Source organism: Brucella thiophenivorans, from assembly GCF_002252445.1.
Lineage (GTDB): Bacteria > Pseudomonadota > Alphaproteobacteria > Rhizobiales > Rhizobiaceae > Brucella > Brucella thiophenivorans.
This window is the reverse complement of the sequence record NZ_NNRJ01000015.1, coordinates 142,456-158,907: the sequence shown is the minus strand read 5'-3', so window position 1 is coordinate 158,907 and position 16,452 is coordinate 142,456. Positions and strand designations below refer to the sequence as shown.

The window sequence follows — 16,452 nt, the reverse complement described above, 5'->3', positions numbered from 1 at the left end:
ATATCGATGCCGGGAGTTTTAGCTCCCGGCAATCCACTTTAGCGAATTGATTTAACCAATTCGGGCTGGGTAAAACAGGTTGGCGCCATGCCATTTTTTGATTGCCACAGACCAATCGAACGACGTGTTTTGAAACCCGGAAGACCATCGGCCTTGCCAATATCATAACCTTGCGCCTGCATGCGCTTTTGCATGGCCAGAATATCGGAGCGATACATCGTGCCGACATTACTCCAAGGTGTCCCAAAATCACCAGCACCATAAGCAATGCGATCTCCGATATGGCCGATGAACAGAGCATAGAGATCGCTCATATTGTAATCTTTGATGACGTAGAAATTCGGCGTCACGATAAAGGCCGGTCCATAACGACCAGCGGGCATGAGCAAAAAGCCCTCGCCGCGCATTTCATTGGCCGGAAACGCCTTGCCATTGGTGCGGGCGATACCAAGCTTTGCCCATTCGGCAAATGTCTTGCCCTGGTCTGGCCCTTCCAGAGAACAGGAAATATTCTGAGGCACATTGACTTCATAGCCCCAGTCACGTCCCGCCTGCCAGCCATGAATTTTGAGATAATTGGCGATGGAGCCAAGCGTATCAGGCACTGAATTCCAGATGTCTCTCTTGCCGTCACCATCAAAATCAACGGCATGTTTGAGATAGGAGGTTGGCATGAATTGCGGCTGTCCGAGCGCACCCGCCCAAGAGCTTTTCATCGCGCCATTGGCGATGTAACCGCGCGATGTGATCTGGAGCGCTGCAATCAGTTCCTGACGAAACATATCCTTGCGTGTTGCCATGAAGGCCTTAGTGCCGAGCACTTCAAAGGCGTTGTACGGAATTTTGACCGTGCCAAAGCCCGACTCGCGACCCCATATGGCCACAACGATGCGGCCCGGCACGCCATATTGCTGCTCAATACTTTTGAGCAGGCTTGCATTCTGACCAAGCCGCGCCTTGCCGCCGCTGGTGACGCCACCCACAGTTTTAGGATTGAAATATTTGCCCGGAGCGCCGAACTCGGCCTGCTTCTGCTCTTTTGGTCCCGTTGGCTTTTCGCCCGGGATAACCAGATCCGGCAGTTTCCAGTTAATACTAACGCCGGAAAAAGCCTGTTCAAACACAGGGTGCGAAACACCGGCTGCTTTTGCCTCTGGCCAGAGATCTTTTTCAATCCAGTTGCGATACTGGCTTTCAATCTGCGCTTTGGATGGAGCGGCAAAGGAAGATGTTACGAACAGAGATGCAGTGAGACAAAGAACCGTTGTCAGGCCTCGCTTCCAGAATGCAGCCTTCATAAACCTCTCCCAAGTTGCATGTCAGAGTGCAGTTCGTGCCCGCAGAGCCGCCGCAAGCGTTCCTTCATCGAGATAATCAAGCTCGCCACCCACTGGCACGCCATGCGCAAGCCGCGTGACACGAACTTCAAAATTCGTCAGCTGATCGGTGATGTAATGCGCGGTGGTCTGTCCTTCGACAGTCGCATTGACTGCAAGAATCACTTCTTTGACCTCGCCAGAGGCGACACGCTCGACCAGACCTTTGATATTAAGATCATCAGGCCCGATGCCATCCAATGGCGACAAGCGCCCTCCCAGCACATGATAACGCACATTCATAGTGCCAGCGCGTTCGAGCGCCCAGAGATCGGACACGTCTTCCACGACAATCAGAATTGCGGGATCGCGGCGATCATCCGTGCAGATCGTGCAGGGATCGGATGTATCGACATTGCCGCAGCATGAGCAGATACGAACCTTTTCGGCCGCTTCTTGCATTGCACCGCCAAGCGGCACCAGAAGTGCCTCTTTCTTCTTAATGAGGTACAACGCCGCACGACGCGCAGAACGCGGTCCTAGTCCCGGCACTCGCGCCAGAAGCTGGATCAGACGTTCAATTTCGGGGCCGGCGATACGTTTGGACATGCTGTTTTAAAAGTTGGACTGCTTAAAGAATGAGGAAGTAAGAAAAACGAAATGGGAGCATAATTGCCCTCTCATCTTCTAGAATGGCAGCTTGAAGCCCGGAGGAATTGGCAGACCAGCGGTCAGCGATTGGGTTTTTTCAGCCATTTCAGCTTCGAGCTTTGCCTTGGCATCATTATGAGCTGCGATGATCAGGTCTTCGAGGATTTCAGTATCCTCTTCCTTCATCATCGAGGGATCGATCTTAAGCGAAGACAGGGTGCCCTTGCCCGAAAGCGTGACCGTAACAAGACCACCACCCGAAGAAGCGGTTGCTTCAAGATCAGCGATCTCGTCCTGCATGGCCTTCATCTTGGCCTGCAATTCCTTCGCCTGTTTCATCATGCCCATCATGTCACGCATGGGTTCACTCCATCGTCTGTCAAAGTTCAGTCATCGTCAGAAGGCGCGCCGGGCACGTCTTCAATCGTATCAAGGTCTATATCGTCATCGTCGCTTAGTTCTGCAACGGCAATGCGAACATCTGTGATCTTTGCGCCGGGAAAAGCTGCAAGAATAGCGGCAACATCCGGGTCGGCACGTGCATCCGTCACAAGATTATCGCGACGCTCGGTTTCCGCTTCTGCAACAGTTTGCCCCGAAACATCACGTGCAACAGTCACCACCCAGCGAATGCCCGTCCAGTTCATAAGACGCTGCGAAATATCGCCTACCAATGATTTTGGCGCATCATCCGTCAGGCCGATTTCGAGCCTTCCAGCTGCAATGGAGGACAGGCGAACGCAGTTCTTGACCAAAATCTTAAACTGCATGTCGCGATATTTGTCAGCCAGGAGTACAATATCGGCAAGGCTGTTAATCGGAACCGAAGGCTGGGGTGTGTTATCAACAAACTGCTGCGGCGCTGGCGGTTGATGTGGCTGCTGCTGTGATTCGACAAGGCGCATGGCGGTTGCGGGACCACCTGATGCATGCATCATAGACGAAGCACCAACTGCATCAACGCTTACGCGCGCCTCTGGCTGAGAACCGCCATTTGGCCGTGCATTGCCTGAAGGCTGCGGACGCGGCATTGACACAGAACCGCTTTCCAGTCCTTTCAACGCTTCATCAAGCGTCGGCAAATCCGCAGCATGGGCCAGACGAATCAGCAGCATCTCTGCCGCCTGAACAGGCCGCGCTGCTGTATCGACTTCCGCAATACCCTTAAGCAGCATCTGCCATGTGCGCGACAGCACGCGCACCGAGAGCTTTTGTGCAAAATCGCGGCCACGCACGCGCTCATCTTCGGAAAGGGTCACATCATTGGCCACATCCGGCGTGAAGCGCAGGCGCGTCACCAGATGATTGAAATCTGCAAGATCAGTCAGCACGACCGATGGGTCAGCACCGACATCATATTGCGCACGAAACTCTGTGAGAGCGCCAGCAACATCGCCACGCATCAGCATTTCAAACAGATCGATAATGCGCGCACGGTCAGCAAGTCCCAGCATGGAGCGCACGGCTTCCGCCGAGACATGGCCCGCGCCATGCGCTATCGCCTGATCGAAGATCGAGAGCGAATCGCGTGCAGAGCCTTCGCCAGCACGTGCAATCATGGCAAGCGATGTATCATCGACTTCGATTTGTTCTGCTTCTGCGATCCGGCGCAAATGTGCTGCCAAAGTGCCGGATTCAATGCGGCGCAGGTCAAAACGCTGACAGCGCGACAGAACCGTGATTGGCACTTTGCGGATTTCGGTGGTGGCAAAAATGAATTTCACATGCGGCGGCGGCTCTTCAAGCGTCTTTAACAGACCGTTGAAGGCCTGATTGGACAGCATGTGCACTTCGTCGATGATATAGACTTTGTAACGCGCCGACACAGGGCGATAGCGCACCTGCTCGATGATTTCGCGAATGTCATCGATACCCGTATGTGAGGCCGCATCCATTTCGATCACATCGACATGGCGGCCTTCCATGATCGCCTGACAATGCTCACCCATAATGGAGAGATCAATCGACGGCTGATCGACGGTGTCAGTCTTGTAATTGAGCGCACGCGCCAGAATACGCGCCGTTGTGGTCTTGCCCACACCGCGAACACCAGTCAGCATCCATGCCTGCGCGATGCGGCCAGTCTCGAACGCATTTTTCAGCGTGCGGACCATCGGCTCCTGGCCGATCAGATCATTGAAATCCTGAGGACGATATTTGCGGGCGAGAACGCGATAAGCGCCAGTTTCGGATTTTGTGTCCATTGCGACCCTTCCGTTCTCTGTTCGCTTGTTCCGATCAACAAACTCTAAACAGTTTGGACCAGAGACGAAAGTGGCTTTGGCGATGGCTTATCAACCATCAACAGCCATGATCGTTTTAGAAAGGTGGGAGGCTGGCACGATGACCCGTGCCGTGCTCGTTGGGGCTGCTTCCTTCCGGACCTGACCCGGTTGGCGAGTGGCTCGTCCACCACCAACCTCCCACGCTGCATATCGTCAATCGACGCGCAAAAAGCAAGCGCTGAGACGAAAAAACTGATAAGAATTATTCTATGGAACAGTTTGAACTCGATAAAAGGCTCAATGCCGATACTTTTTCAGTAGCTCCGCTCGGCCTTTGCGAGTTGCGGCTGATGAATGACAAGCGCTGGCCATGGCTTATTCTGGTGCCGCGCCGGGCTGGTTTGAGCGAAATCCACGATATGACGCCGCTTGATCAGACCATGCTGACCTTTGAAGCGGCAATCGTTTCGCAGGCCTTGAAGAGTGTCACCCGTTGCGACAAGGTTAATACGGGCGCTTTGGGGAATATCGTGCGCCAGTTGCACCTGCATGTGATTGCGCGCAATGAAGGCGACGCTGGCTGGCCCGGACCTGTCTGGGGGCATGGCACACGCGAGCCTTATAGCGATGCTGAAGCGCAAAAGCTGATTGAAGACATTCGCGCTGCACTCTGATCCCCTACAAAACATTTCCCGAGAATATCATGGCTTTTCGCCTTTACGACCTACCGGAAATTGAGCCGAGCCGCCTCGTCGGCTTTGCAGGCAACCGCATCGACCGCCTATCCGAAAAACGACAGGACGATTCCGCTTTTACAGCGCTAGAATTGCCAGAAACCCGCGTGATGGTTCTGGGCGGCAATAAGCTTCTGCTTGATTACACGCAGGAAAGTGCACCCCGCGCCTTGTTCTCGCTCACTGAAGTGCAGGTTTTCTCGCCGGATTTGCATGAACCTATTCTGCTCGGTTTGCAGGATGGCGCGCCGATTGTGGCATTGATGGCACCGCTTGACCCGGATGCAATCGAGCAGCCTTATCGCGCGCAAGATTATCGCAGCATTTATATGGAAGGACTGGTTCCGTCGGATATTGTCGGTGCGCTGGCGCAAGCAGCAGCACTCACCGCATGGCAAAGCAATCATCGCTTTTGCGGACGCTGCGGCACCGAAAGCGAAATGCGGGCCGGAGGTGCCAAGCGCGTCTGCACGAATTGTCATGCCGAGCATTTTCCGCGCACTGATCCCGTGGCTATCATGCTGCCCGTTCGCGGCGAAAAATGCATTCTGGCACGCAGTCCACATTTTACAACAGGTTCTTATTCCTGCCTTGCTGGCTTTATCGAGCATGGCGAGACGATTGAAGCCGCCGTTCGCCGTGAAAGCTTTGAGGAAATGGGGCTGTCGATTGGTCGCGTTGGCTATCATGCGAGCCAGCCTTGGCCTTTCCCCTATTCACTGATGATCGGCTGTCATGCGGAAGTGGTATCTGACGACTTCACCATTGATCGTTCTGAACTGGAAGATGGTCGCTGGTTCGATAAGGCGGAAGTGCGTGCCATGCTTGCAGGTACACATCCAAATGGGCTGCGTGTACCGGCAAGCGGCGCCATCGCAACCCATCTGATCAGAGCTTGGACCGAAAGCTAGAGTGGCTATGCCGCTCTAATTATTTTCGCGTATTTCCTACGCGAAACTGGTTCCCACCTTCACTGGAAATTCTTGTTATTCCGCCGCCAGCAATTGCGTGCCGCGAATATCGCTGCCCTTATAGACGCCAAGAATCCGCACTTCCTTTGAGAAAAACGCCAGTTCTTCCAAAGCAAGCTGCACGTTACGGTCTTCCGGGTGGCCTTCAATATCCGCATAAAACTGCGTGGCAATGAAACGTCCGCCGACCTGATAGCTTTCCAGCTTAGTCATGTTGACGCCATTGGTCGCAAAGCCACCCATTGCTTTGTAAAGCGCGGCTGGAACGTTGCGCACGCGGAACACGAAGGTCGTGATAATGCGCTCGTCTTTTTCGGGACGAGGTTCCCAATTTTTGGTCTTCGACAAAACAACAAACCGGGTCACGTTGTCCTCTGAATCCTCAACATTCTCTTCGAGAATATCGAGACCATAAAGCTCGGATGCGAGACGCGGCGCAAGCGCTGCCATGGAGCGATCCTGCTCGTCAGCCACAAAACGCGCCGCCCCTGCCGTATCGCCTGCAATTACCGGCTTCCAGCCATTTTGACGAATGACCTTGCGGCATTGGCCGAGCGCATGAACATGGCTGTGGACGGTCTTGATCTCTTCGCGCTTGACGCCCGGTAGCACCATGAGCTGAAAATGTATCGGCAGAAAATATTCGCCAACAATATGAATATCAGCCAGCGGCAGCAGATAGTGAATATCGGCAACACGGCCTGCAAGCGTATTCTCAATCGGAATCATCGCCAGATCAGCCGCACCGCTTTCGACCGCGTTGAAGGCGTCTTCAAAAGTCGGACACGGCAAAGGCTCCATATCGGGAAACATGTTGCGGCAAGCCGTATCGGAATTGGCGCCCGCTTCGCCCTGAAAGGAAATCCGGTTGGTCTTCATCGTGTTCGTACTTTCTCAAACAGCCCACAATTTGCGGAGCTTCTTTGTCTCATAAACCCTTTGCGATAATTTCACGCGCCCGGTCAAGATCAGCTTGCGTATCGACACCCAGCGGCACCGTTTTAACGATCTCCGCTTCAATGCGCATTCCGTCTTCCAACGCACGAAGCTGCTCCAGCTTCTCACGCTTTTCAAGCGCCGAAGGACCGATCTTTACGAAGCGCTCAAGGGCCGCACGGCGATAGGCATAAAGACCGATGTGATGATAGAGTGGGCCATCGCCATAAGGGGCAGTCGCGCGCGTGAAATAAAGCGCACGCAAACGCTCGCCATTATTCATCGGCGAGCCGACGATCTTCACAACATTCGGATTGATCTTTTCTTCATCCAGCGTGATTTCAACACCAAGGGTCGCAATGTCTGCGGGACCGTCCTGCAACGGGCGCAGAGCACGGCGAATCGTTTCAGGATCAATGGTGGGCAAATCACCCTGCACATTGATGATGGCTTCCATCTCATTGGCCGGATCGACCTTTTGAAGCGCTTCATAGATGCGGTCAGAGCCCGACTCATGATCACTGCGCGTCATAATTGCCTCATGACCATGCGCGATGACTGCGGCAAATATCTCGTCACTGTCCGTTGCAACAACTGTGCGGCCAAGCGCAGCTGCCGCAGCCCTGTCTGCCACATGCACGATCATCGGCTTGCCGCAAATATCGGCGAGCGGCTTGTTCGGCAGGCGTGTGGATCCGAGCCGCGCCGGTATAAGTGTCAGGGTTTTCATCTTCTCAGGCATGATCGACTCTTGCTGTTTCATATGGTCGCAAAGACCTTCTGGCGATCTTTATCTGCACAGTAAATGCAGCAAAAGTGTCAAAAAGTCACGGGTCCAGAACCCCTTATAGGTGTTGCATCCCCCCCTTAAAAGACCTAGTTTCCGCCCGATGCCGGGGAGAGTCTTGCCAGCCTTTCAACACAGGTTCTGCATGCCGGCTTTGGAGGGCGTTGAGTAGAGGGAGCGCTGACCGGCGATGAATTCAACCCGAACTAATAAGTTTATAATGGCTTTTCTGGCAGCAGTTTTCGTTGTCATGACCACGAGCATTCTGTCGGATACGCTATTTTATTCGCCAGCCCCTGAAAAGCCAGGTTTTATAATCGAAGCAGCAGAGGCTTCGACTGGCGGTGAAGCAGCGCCTGCCAAGGAAGAAGTGTCGATTGCCGTTCTGATGCAATCCGCTGATGCTGAAAAAGGTGCAAACGTCTTTAAGCGTTGTGCCGCATGTCACACGGCTGAAAAGGGCGGAGCCAACAAGGTTGGACCGCATCTTTGGGACGTGCTTGACCGTCCAGCTGCCTCTGTCGAAGGCTTTGGCTATTCGGCTGCAATGAAGGAATTCGGTGCAGCTGGCAACAAGTGGGACTATGAGCATCTCAACAAGTTCCTGACCTCGCCAAAGGGCTACATCAAAGGCACGGCCATGGGCTTTGCGGGCGACAAGAAGGACAATGAGCGCGCCGATCTGATTGCCTTCCTGCGTTCGCTATCAGACAATCCGGCTCCGCTTCCAACCGCTGATGCAGCACCTGCGGAAGCAGCGCCTACTGAGGGTGAGAAGCCAGCGGAAGCTGCTCCTGCCGAAGGTGGTGCGGCACCTGCTCCGGCACAGCCTGCACCAGCCAACTAAGCTGATTAAAATATAGCAAAAAGCCGGGTTTCAACCCGGCTTTTTTATTGCTCAGATCTTTTTTCCAACTTGTGCCTTTCTTCCTCCGCAAAAAGCCATAAAACTTGCTCCCAGAATATCCGAAACAACAACGGAGATGCTGGATGAAAGCTTTTTGGGCGGGCGCGTTTGCAATCACGATGCTCACGGGGATGATATTGACCGGAACGGTTTCCGGCTCCTATGCCGATGATGCGCAACCGCAATGGCGATATTCGTCCAGCCTGCTTGGAGAACCCAAATATCCTGCTGATTTCAAGCATTATGACTATGTAAACCCCGATGCACCAAAAGGTGGGGCACTCAATCTGGTGGCGGTCGGCACATTCGACAGTCTCAATGCCTATGTCATTCAGGGTGTTGCTGCAGCCGGTCTGTCAGAGTTTGGCGGCGGCATGCTCTACGACACTTTGATGAGCGATTCGCTTGATCAGGGATCAACGCAATATCCGTTGATTGCGGAAGCGCTTCAATATCCTGATGACTTCTCATGGGTCAAATTCAAGCTTAACCCCGATGCCAAATGGCACGATGGCCAGCCGATTACGGTCGATGATGTTATATGGTCATTCGAGGTACTGAAAAAGCAGTCGCCGCTCTATAACAAATACTATGGCGACGTTGAAAAGGCCGAAAAGACCGGCGACCACGAGGTAAAATTTACTTTTTCTCAGACCGGCAATCGCGAACTGCCCCAGATTATGGGCCAGCTTGCCATCCTTCCCAAGCATTGGTGGACGGCCAAGGATGCACAGGGTAGGCAGCGCGATGTGACCCGCCCGACACTCGAAATTCCACTCGGCTCCAGTGCCTATAAAATCAAGACCGTTGTTCCGGGACGTTCGATTATCTGGGAGCGCGCTGATGAATATTGGGGCAAGGACCTGCCGGTCAATGTCGGACGCAATAATTTCAATGAAGTTCGTTACGAATATTATCTGAACGAAGACGCGACATGGGAAGCCTTCAAAAAAGGCGGCCAATATGATTATCGGTTGGAAAACCGTGCGCAGCGCTGGGCAGAACAGTATAATTTCCCAGCTGTCACGCGTGGCGATGTCATCCAGAAGTCATTTCCCTATAATGCGGTTGGCCGCATGCAGGGCTATTTCCTCAACACACGCCTCGACAAGTTTCAGGATGTAAAAGTCCGCGAAGCGCTGACCTACGCATTTGATTTTGAATCGATGAACCGCCTGTTGTTCTTCAATCAATATACGCGGATCGACAGCTATTTTGCCGGTAATGAGCTGCATCTGAGCGGTGTTCCAACACCGGAAGAGCAAGCCATTCTCCAGAGCGTTCAGGATGCACTGCCTGCCGATGCACTGACCAAGGAATTCAAACTGCCTGTCTATGATACGCCGCAGGCGACACGCGAAAATCTGCGCAAGGCGCTTCAACTTTTCGGTGAAGCAGGCTGGAAATTGCAGGGCAACAAGCTTGTCGATGCGAAAGGCACGCAGTTTACAATCGAATTTCTGGGCAGGGACCCGACCGACGAGCGCATTTACAATCCGTTTGCCGCAAGCCTACGCAAAATCGGCATCAGCGCCACAGTTCGTATCGTCGACGCGGCGCAATATCAGGCCCGCGTCAATGATTTCGATTATGATGTTATAACCTCGGTCATGGCACAGACCAGTTCTCCCGGCAACGAGCAGCGCGATATGTGGGGCTCGAAAGCTGCGGACTTCAAAGGCAGCCGCAATTATGCTGGCATCAAAAACCCGGCAATCGACAAGCTGATCGACCGCATCATTTATGCCAAAGACCGTGATGAGCTTGTGGCCGCCAGCCACGCGCTCGACCGTGCACTGTTGTGGAATTATTACGTTATTCCGCAATGGTATTCCGATCACATCAATGTTGCTTACTGGAACAAATTCGGAATGCCTGAAAGCCAGCCCGATTATCTCGGGATTGACCCTTTCTCGTGGTGGGTAGACCCTGCAAAGGAAGCAAAACTTAAAAGCGGTACGAATTAAGGACTTGCCATGTCGGGCTTCCAGCTCAATCGCCGTCATTTTCTTGAGCTTTCAGGCAGTGCCGCAATCGTGGCCTGCTTGCCGGAAAAAGCGTTTGCAAAGCTTGCGACAGGCACACCTCTGCATGGCCTGTCTGCCTTTGGCGATCTGAAATATCCGCCCGATTTTAAGCATTTCGATTATGTAAACCCCGAGGCACCCAAAGGGGGCACTTTTACACTCGCCCCCAATACGTGGTACTGGAACCAGAACATACAAACCTTCAACACGCTCAACACACTGACATTTAAGGGCGATTCCCCGCCACGTATGGAGCTGACCTTTGACAGCTTGATGGCGTCCGCGCTTGACGAGCCGGACTCGGTTTATGGCCTGATTGCCGAGAGCGTTACGCTTTCGCAAGATCGCACGAAATGTCTGTTCAAGCTTCGCAAAGAGGCGCGCTTTCACGATGGCTCGCCGATTGAAGCCAAAGACGTCGTTTTCACCTATGAGACTCTTAAGGAAAAAGGTCATCCACTGATCCGGCAAACCCTTGCTGCACTTGATGCTGTTAGGGAAATCAGCAGCCATGAAGTGGAAATGCAGTTTTCTGCCGAGCGTGGTCCCAATGCCATTCTTGAGGCCGTTGGTCTGCCGGTCCTTTCGAAAGAGTGGTTTAGGAACCGTGATTTCGATACGGCCAGCATGGAAGCAACACTTGGATCAGGCGCTTATCACGTTGGTCGTGTCGCGGCAGGACAGCTTATCGAATATGATCGGGTCGAGGATTATTGGGCGAAGGATTTGCCGGTTGTGCGTGGCTTGAGCAATTTTGATCGTATCCGCATTGAGTTCTATCGCGACCGCCAGCCGGAATTTGAGGCCTTCAAAAAGGGCAATATCGACTTCCGGCAGGAGAATGTTTCAAAGAACTGGGCAACGGGATATGACTTCCCGGCCATTCAGCAAAACAAGATCATCAAGCGTACATTCCCGAAGGAAAAACGTCCGCTGATGCAGGCGTGGGCGCTCAACCAGCGCCGTGAGCGTTTTCGCGATCCGCGTGTGCGCGAAGCAATTAATCTCTGCTTCGACTTTGAATGGACCAATGCGAACCTGTTTTACGCCACCTATGAACGCTCGCAGTCTAATTTCAATGGTTCGGATTTTCAGGCAGTAGGACTGCCGACCGTTGATGAACTGAAAGTGCTTGAACGCTATCGTGGTAAAATTCCCGACGCGGCGTTTGGTGAAGTGCCGCTTATGCCGATTTCAGATGGTTCAGGTCGCGACCGCAAGCAATTTTCGCGCGCCATCGCATTGCTCGAAGAAGCAGGTTTTAAGCGCAAAAACGGCCAGTTCCACAGTGAAAACGGCGAAAAACTGTCGCTTGAAATTCTGAGCAATTCGGAAAGTTTTTCGCGCATCTACAATCCCTTTGTGCAGAAGATGCGCGCCATTGGCATTGATGCCAGTTTGCGGCTCGTGGACCCCACCCAATATCAGGCCCGAATGCAGGATTTCGATTTCGATCTGGTCGGCATTGCCATGCAGTTTGGTGCAACACCCACCAAAGAATCGCTCGCTTCCATGTTCGGATCGGAAGCTTCCAAAACACCGGGCAGCTATAATCTTCCCGGCACGTCAGACCCTATTATCGACGCATTGATCGACGATGTCGGCAATGTTTCCACACGCGAAGAGCTGGTTGCAACCATAAGGGTGCTTGATCGGTACTTGCGTATCCGGCTCGAGTGGATTCCAAATTGGACAGTAGCGAATCACCTGGTAGCCTATTGGGATCGTTTTGGTTTCAAGGAGCCAAAGCCCGATTATGGCTTTCCGGTCGAGACGCTTTGGTGGATTAAAGCATGATCCCGAAAAGTGATAGGCAGTTTTTGGATAAGATCATGTTCATAAAAAACAAAAGGCAAAAGCTGTTGGCAAGCCATAAGAGCAAATTGAATATTCGGGGCATCGAGAGCTGATGGGCGCATATATTTTACGCCGCCTGCTTCTGATGATTCCGACCATCCTCGGCATTATGGCCATATCTTTTGCCGTGGTTCAGTTCGCTCCCGGTGGCCCGGTCGAACGGGTGATCGCACAGCTTTCCGGTCAGGGTGGCGACGCACTCGACCGTCTTTCCGGCGGTGGCAGCGATTTTGGTCAGAACAATATTGATAGCGGCTCGTCCAGTTCCAAATATCGCGGTGCGCAGGGGCTTGATCCGCAATTTATCGCTGATCTTGAAAAGCAGTTCGGCTTCGACAAGCCGCCGCTCGAACGCTTCGGCCAGATGCTGTGGAATTATATGCGCTTTGATTTTGGGCGCAGCTATTTCCGCGACATCAGCGTAATCGATCTTATTCTTGAAAAAATGCCCGTTTCAATATCTCTCGGTCTGTGGCTGACATTCCTGTCCTATCTGATTTCAATCCCACTCGGCATTCGCAAAGCGATCAAAGAAGGCACACGCTTTGATACCTGGACCAGCGCGATCATTATCGTTGGCTATGCCATTCCGAGCTTCCTTTTTGCCATTCTGCTGATTGTGCTTTTTGCAGGTGGTTCGTTCTTCGACTGGTTCCCGTTGCGCGGCCTCACATCGCCTGATTTTGCGCAGATGTCATTCTGGGGAAAGATCGGCGATTATCTGTGGCATATGATTTTGCCCGTTACAGCGCTGGTGCTTTCAGCTTTTGCCACTACAACGCTTCTGACCAAGAATTCGTTTCTGGAAGAAATCCGCAAGCAGTATGTGACGACAGCCCGAGCCAAAGGACTGACCGAGAATCAGGTGCTTTATGGCCATGTGTTCCGCAATGCCATGCTGATCGTCATCGCCGGTTTCCCGGGCGCATTCATATCGGCCTTCTTCACTGGCTCACTATTGATCGAAACCATCTTCTCGCTCGATGGCCTGGGCCTGCTTGGCTACCAGTCGATCATCAATCGCGATTATCCGGTGGTGTTTGCGACATTGTTTATTTTCTCACTGATTGGCCTGCTCGTCGGTCTTCTGTCCGATCTGATGTACACATGGATCGATCCACGTATCGATTTTGACCGGAGGGATGTGTGATGAGTGATACCACCCTCACCCCCGCGGCAATGCCTGTGAAGCGTCCGTTTCTTTCGCCACTTAACCGTCGTCGCTGGCAGAATTTCAAAGCCAACAGGCGCGGTTACTGGTCGCTATGGATTTTTCTGTTTCTGCTGGTCGCAGCGCTTTGCTCCGAATTTATCGCCAATGATCGCCCTATTCTTGTGTCCTACAAAGGCGAATTGCTGACACCGGTTTTTGTCGATTACCCGGAAGAGAAATTCGGCGGCTTTTATGCCGTTACCGATTATCGCGATCCGATTATTCAGGAAGAAATCAATGCCAATGGCTGGGCGCTCTGGCCGCCGGTCCGCTATTCCTACAACACCGTCAATAGCGACATTCCTGAAGCTGCGCCCTCCAAGCCATTCTGGCTTTATACGGAAGAGCAGCGCTGCCAGCGTTATCCACTTGGCGTGAATGATCCAAATTGCATTGTTGGAAATTTCAACTGGCTTGGAACCGACGATCAGGCGCGTGACGTCTTTGCGCGTGCGCTTTACGGTTTTCGCATTTCTGTGCTGTTCGGTCTGATCCTGACCTTTTTCTCCGCCGTTATTGGCGTGACTGCCGGTGCTGTGCAGGGCTATTTCGGCGGCTGGGTCGATCTTATCTTCCAGCGCGTGATTGAAATCTGGTCCTCGATCCCCGTGCTTTATCTTTTGCTTATAATAGCCGCGATATTACCGCCGGGATTCTGGGTGCTATTGGGCATAATGCTGTTGTTTTCATGGGTGGCTTTTGTCGGCGTTGTTCGCGCCGAGTTTCTGCGCGCCCGAAACTTTGAATATGTGAATGCTGCCCGCGCACTTGGCGTAAAGAATGGCACCATCATGTGGCGGCACCTTTTGCCAAATGCCATGGTCGCAACACTGACCTTCCTGCCATTCATCCTCAATGGCTCCATCACAACGCTCACAGCGCTTGATTTTCTTGGCTTTGGCTTGCCACCCGGTTCCGCCTCACTCGGCGAATTGCTCGCACAGGGTAAAAACAATCTTCAGGCGCCATGGCTTGGTATTACAGGCTTTGCGGTTATCTCGATCATGCTGTCACTGCTGATCTTCATCGGTGAAGCAACCCGAGATGCCTTCGATCCGCGAAAGGCATTTCTATGAGTGGGTTAATAAAATCGCCTCTGCTTTCCGTCCGCGACCTTTCCGTCGCCTTCCGCCAAAATGGCGAAGAGCGCATTTCTGTCGATCGCGTTTCCTTCGATATAGCCGAAGGCGAAACCGTAGCGCTTGTGGGAGAATCAGGGTCCGGCAAGTCTGTCTCGGCTCTGTCCATTCTCAAGCTTCTGCCCTATCCGGCAGCGAGCCACCCATCGGGTCAAATCCTGCTTAATGGCAAGGATCTGATGAGCGCATCGGAGCCGGAATTGCGGCGTGTGCGCGGCAATGACGTCACCATGATCTTTCAGGAGCCGATGACCTCGCTCAATCCGTTGCATACAGTGGAACGGCAGATTGCCGAAATCCTGAAAATGCATCAGGGCATGAGCGATCAGGCGGCGCGCGCGCGTACGCTGGAACTTCTGCACGAGGTTGGTATTCGCGAGCCGGAGAAGCGGCTCAACGCTTTTCCACACCAGCTTTCCGGTGGTCAACGCCAGCGCGTGATGATCGCCATGGCGCTCGCCAATAAGCCAAAACTGCTGATTGCCGATGAGCCGACAACAGCGCTTGATGTGACCGTACAGGCGCAGATTTTGCAGCTTCTGGCTGATCTTAAAACAGCGCAGGGCATGTCGATGCTCTTCATCACCCATGATCTTGGCATTGTACGCAAGATTGCCGACCGGGTTTGCGTGATGAGCAAAGGCAAAATTGTCGAAGCTGGTCCTACCAGCGAGATCTTTGATAATCCGCAGCATGAATATACCAAGCACCTGCTTGCAGCCGAACCAAAGGGCGAACCGCCGTTGGCCGATCTGAGCGCCAAAACGGTGATGGAAGGCAAGGATGTCCGCGTCTGGTTCCCGATCAAGAAGGGGTTCTTGCGCAAGACGGTCGATCATGTGAAAGCCGTCGATGGTATCGATGTGACGCTGCGTGCTGGTCAGACGCTGGGTGTGGTGGGCGAATCAGGTTCCGGCAAAACAACGCTTGGTCTTGCACTTTCCCGCATGATTTCATCGAAAGGCGAAATCCGCTTTGATGGACGCGACATTGCAAAATTCAGCTTCAGCGATATGCGCCCGCTGCGCCGCGAAATGCAGATCGTTTTTCAGGATCCGTTTGGCTCTTTGAGCCCACGCATGACCATTGCCGACATTATTGCCGAAGGGCTTCTGGTGCATGAACCGAAGCTTTCTGCGGATGAGCGCGATGAACGTGTCGTGGCAGCACTTAAAGAGGTAAACCTCGACCCTGAAACACGCTTTCGCTATCCGCACGAATTTTCAGGCGGTCAGCGCCAGCGCATCGCCATTGCACGCGCCATGGTGCTCAATCCGAAATTCGTGATGCTGGACGAGCCGACTTCAGCGCTCGATATGAGCGTGCAGGCGCAGGTGGTCGATCTTTTGCGGGCATTGCAGAAGAAGCATGATCTCGCTTATCTTTTTATCAGCCACGATCTGAAAGTGGTGCGGGCATTGGCCAATGATGTGCTGGTGATGCGCAATGGCAAGGTAGTCGAATATGGAACGTCAAAGGACGTCTTTGCCAATCCAAAAACCGACTACACCAAAGCGTTGATGGCGGCCGCTTTTCATATGGAAACGCTCTAGTGGTCTTATTCTGGCATTTGCCTCGGTACATTCCAGTCACAGAGCAAATGACGGAATAAAAAGGCCACTAGAAACTTTAAGAATTAAGTGGAGTTTTCGAATTTAACGTTTGGAGAAGTGAATGTGTCAGGCAGGA

General features: G+C 52.9%; 14 protein-coding genes and 1 other RNA gene. 8 read left to right on the top strand and 7 right to left on the bottom strand.

Going from position 1 to position 16,452, the window contains the following annotated elements:
- Window positions 1-38 precede the first annotated feature (38 nt).
- The 5 genes from CEV31_RS05730 to ffs form a co-directional block, all read right to left on the bottom strand.
- Window positions 39-1,298, bottom strand: a complete 1,260-nt coding sequence (locus CEV31_RS05730; RefSeq protein ID WP_094506041.1) for a lytic murein transglycosylase — start codon at window positions 1,296-1,298, stop codon at window positions 39-41.
- A 21-nt stretch (window positions 1,299-1,319) separates the two neighbouring features.
- On the bottom strand, window positions 1,320-1,925 hold the full coding sequence (recR, locus tag CEV31_RS05725; protein WP_094506039.1) for a recombination mediator RecR: 606 nt from the start codon (window positions 1,923-1,925) through the stop codon (window positions 1,320-1,322).
- 78 nt (window positions 1,926-2,003) lie between these two features.
- Complete coding sequence (locus tag CEV31_RS05720) at window positions 2,004-2,327, bottom strand: YbaB/EbfC family nucleoid-associated protein (RefSeq protein ID WP_094506038.1); 324 nt, start codon at window positions 2,325-2,327, stop codon at window positions 2,004-2,006.
- A gap of 26 nt (window positions 2,328-2,353) precedes the next feature.
- Complete coding sequence (locus tag CEV31_RS05715) at window positions 2,354-4,255, bottom strand: DNA polymerase III subunit gamma/tau (protein ID WP_094506037.1); 1,902 nt, start codon at window positions 4,253-4,255, stop codon at window positions 2,354-2,356.
- Window positions 4,256-4,294: 39 nt separating this feature from the next.
- Window positions 4,295-4,391, bottom strand: an RNA gene (gene ffs / locus CEV31_RS05710) — signal recognition particle sRNA small type.
- A gap of 70 nt (window positions 4,392-4,461) precedes the next feature.
- Between ffs and CEV31_RS05705 the strand changes: the two genes are divergently transcribed.
- Entirely contained in the window at window positions 4,462-4,866 is a 405-nt protein-coding gene (locus tag CEV31_RS05705; RefSeq protein ID WP_094506035.1) for an HIT domain-containing protein, read from the top strand.
- 29 nt (window positions 4,867-4,895) lie between these two features.
- Complete coding sequence (gene nudC, locus CEV31_RS05700; RefSeq protein WP_094506033.1) at window positions 4,896-5,837, top strand: NAD(+) diphosphatase; 942 nt, start codon at window positions 4,896-4,898, stop codon at window positions 5,835-5,837.
- A gap of 75 nt (window positions 5,838-5,912) precedes the next feature.
- On the opposite strand, the gene CEV31_RS05695 is transcribed toward nudC, so the two are convergent.
- Both CEV31_RS05695 and CEV31_RS05690 read right to left on the bottom strand, forming a co-directional pair.
- The gene (locus CEV31_RS05695; protein WP_094506032.1) at window positions 5,913-6,776 is read right to left on the bottom strand and encodes a prephenate dehydratase; all 864 of its coding nucleotides are present in this window, start codon (window positions 6,774-6,776) and stop codon (window positions 5,913-5,915) included.
- Between the two features lie 49 nt (window positions 6,777-6,825).
- Complete coding sequence (locus CEV31_RS05690) at window positions 6,826-7,575, bottom strand: 3-deoxy-manno-octulosonate cytidylyltransferase (RefSeq protein ID WP_094506526.1); 750 nt, start codon at window positions 7,573-7,575, stop codon at window positions 6,826-6,828.
- 235 nt (window positions 7,576-7,810) lie between these two features.
- Between CEV31_RS05690 and CEV31_RS05685 the strand changes: the two genes are divergently transcribed.
- The 6 genes from CEV31_RS05685 to CEV31_RS05660 all read left to right on the top strand — a co-directional run bounded on the left by CEV31_RS05685 (window position 7,811) and on the right by CEV31_RS05660 (window position 16,316).
- Window positions 7,811-8,467: a c-type cytochrome gene (locus CEV31_RS05685; RefSeq protein WP_094506030.1), complete on the top strand. Its 657-nt coding sequence runs from the start codon at window positions 7,811-7,813 to the stop codon at window positions 8,465-8,467.
- A 143-nt stretch (window positions 8,468-8,610) separates the two neighbouring features.
- Entirely contained in the window at window positions 8,611-10,494 is a 1,884-nt protein-coding gene (locus CEV31_RS05680) for an extracellular solute-binding protein (RefSeq protein WP_094506028.1), read from the top strand.
- Between the two features lie 9 nt (window positions 10,495-10,503).
- Window positions 10,504-12,351 (top strand): extracellular solute-binding protein, encoded by a 1,848-nt coding sequence (locus CEV31_RS05675; RefSeq protein WP_094506027.1) that lies wholly within the window; start codon window positions 10,504-10,506, stop codon window positions 12,349-12,351.
- Window positions 12,352-12,463: 112 nt separating this feature from the next.
- Window positions 12,464-13,561 carry a microcin C ABC transporter permease YejB gene (locus tag CEV31_RS05670; RefSeq protein ID WP_094506025.1) on the top strand — a complete coding sequence of 366 codons (1,098 nt, stop codon included), beginning with the start codon at window positions 12,464-12,466 and terminating at the stop codon, window positions 13,559-13,561.
- Window positions 13,561-14,700: an ABC transporter permease gene (locus CEV31_RS05665; RefSeq protein WP_094506024.1), complete on the top strand. Its 1,140-nt coding sequence runs from the start codon at window positions 13,561-13,563 to the stop codon at window positions 14,698-14,700. The genes CEV31_RS05670 and CEV31_RS05665 overlap by 1 nt, the downstream gene beginning before the upstream one ends.
- A gap of 8 nt (window positions 14,701-14,708) precedes the next feature.
- Window positions 14,709-16,316 carry an ABC transporter ATP-binding protein gene (locus tag CEV31_RS05660; RefSeq protein ID WP_094506525.1) on the top strand — a complete coding sequence of 536 codons (1,608 nt, stop codon included), beginning with the start codon at window positions 14,709-14,711 and terminating at the stop codon, window positions 16,314-16,316.
- The last annotated feature ends 136 nt before the right edge of the window (window positions 16,317-16,452 follow it).

What these genes read in the sequence shown, in the direction of transcription:
- CEV31_RS05730 (WP_094506041.1), bottom strand. Translation starts at nt 1,298, where the DNA reads ATGAAGGCTGCATTCTGGAAGCGAGGCCTGACAACGGTTCTTTGTCTC.
- recR (WP_094506039.1), bottom strand. Translation starts at nt 1,925, where the DNA reads ATGTCCAAACGTATCGCCGGCCCCGAAATTGAACGTCTGATCCAGCTT.
- CEV31_RS05720 (WP_094506038.1), bottom strand. Translation starts at nt 2,327, where the DNA reads ATGCGTGACATGATGGGCATGATGAAACAGGCGAAGGAATTGCAGGCC.
- CEV31_RS05705 (WP_094506035.1), top strand. Translation starts at nt 4,462, where the DNA reads ATGGAACAGTTTGAACTCGATAAAAGGCTCAATGCCGATACTTTTTCA.
- nudC (WP_094506033.1), top strand. Translation starts at nt 4,896, where the DNA reads ATGGCTTTTCGCCTTTACGACCTACCGGAAATTGAGCCGAGCCGCCTC.
- CEV31_RS05695 (WP_094506032.1), bottom strand. Translation starts at nt 6,776, where the DNA reads ATGAAGACCAACCGGATTTCCTTTCAGGGCGAAGCGGGCGCCAATTCC.
- CEV31_RS05690 (WP_094506526.1), bottom strand. Translation starts at nt 7,575, where the DNA reads ATGCCTGAGAAGATGAAAACCCTGACACTTATACCGGCGCGGCTCGGA.
- CEV31_RS05685 (WP_094506030.1), top strand. Translation starts at nt 7,811, where the DNA reads ATGAATTCAACCCGAACTAATAAGTTTATAATGGCTTTTCTGGCAGCA.
- CEV31_RS05680 (WP_094506028.1), top strand. Translation starts at nt 8,611, where the DNA reads ATGAAAGCTTTTTGGGCGGGCGCGTTTGCAATCACGATGCTCACGGGG.
- CEV31_RS05675 (WP_094506027.1), top strand. Translation starts at nt 10,504, where the DNA reads ATGTCGGGCTTCCAGCTCAATCGCCGTCATTTTCTTGAGCTTTCAGGC.
- CEV31_RS05670 (WP_094506025.1), top strand. Translation starts at nt 12,464, where the DNA reads ATGGGCGCATATATTTTACGCCGCCTGCTTCTGATGATTCCGACCATC.
- CEV31_RS05665 (WP_094506024.1), top strand. Translation starts at nt 13,561, where the DNA reads ATGAGTGATACCACCCTCACCCCCGCGGCAATGCCTGTGAAGCGTCCG.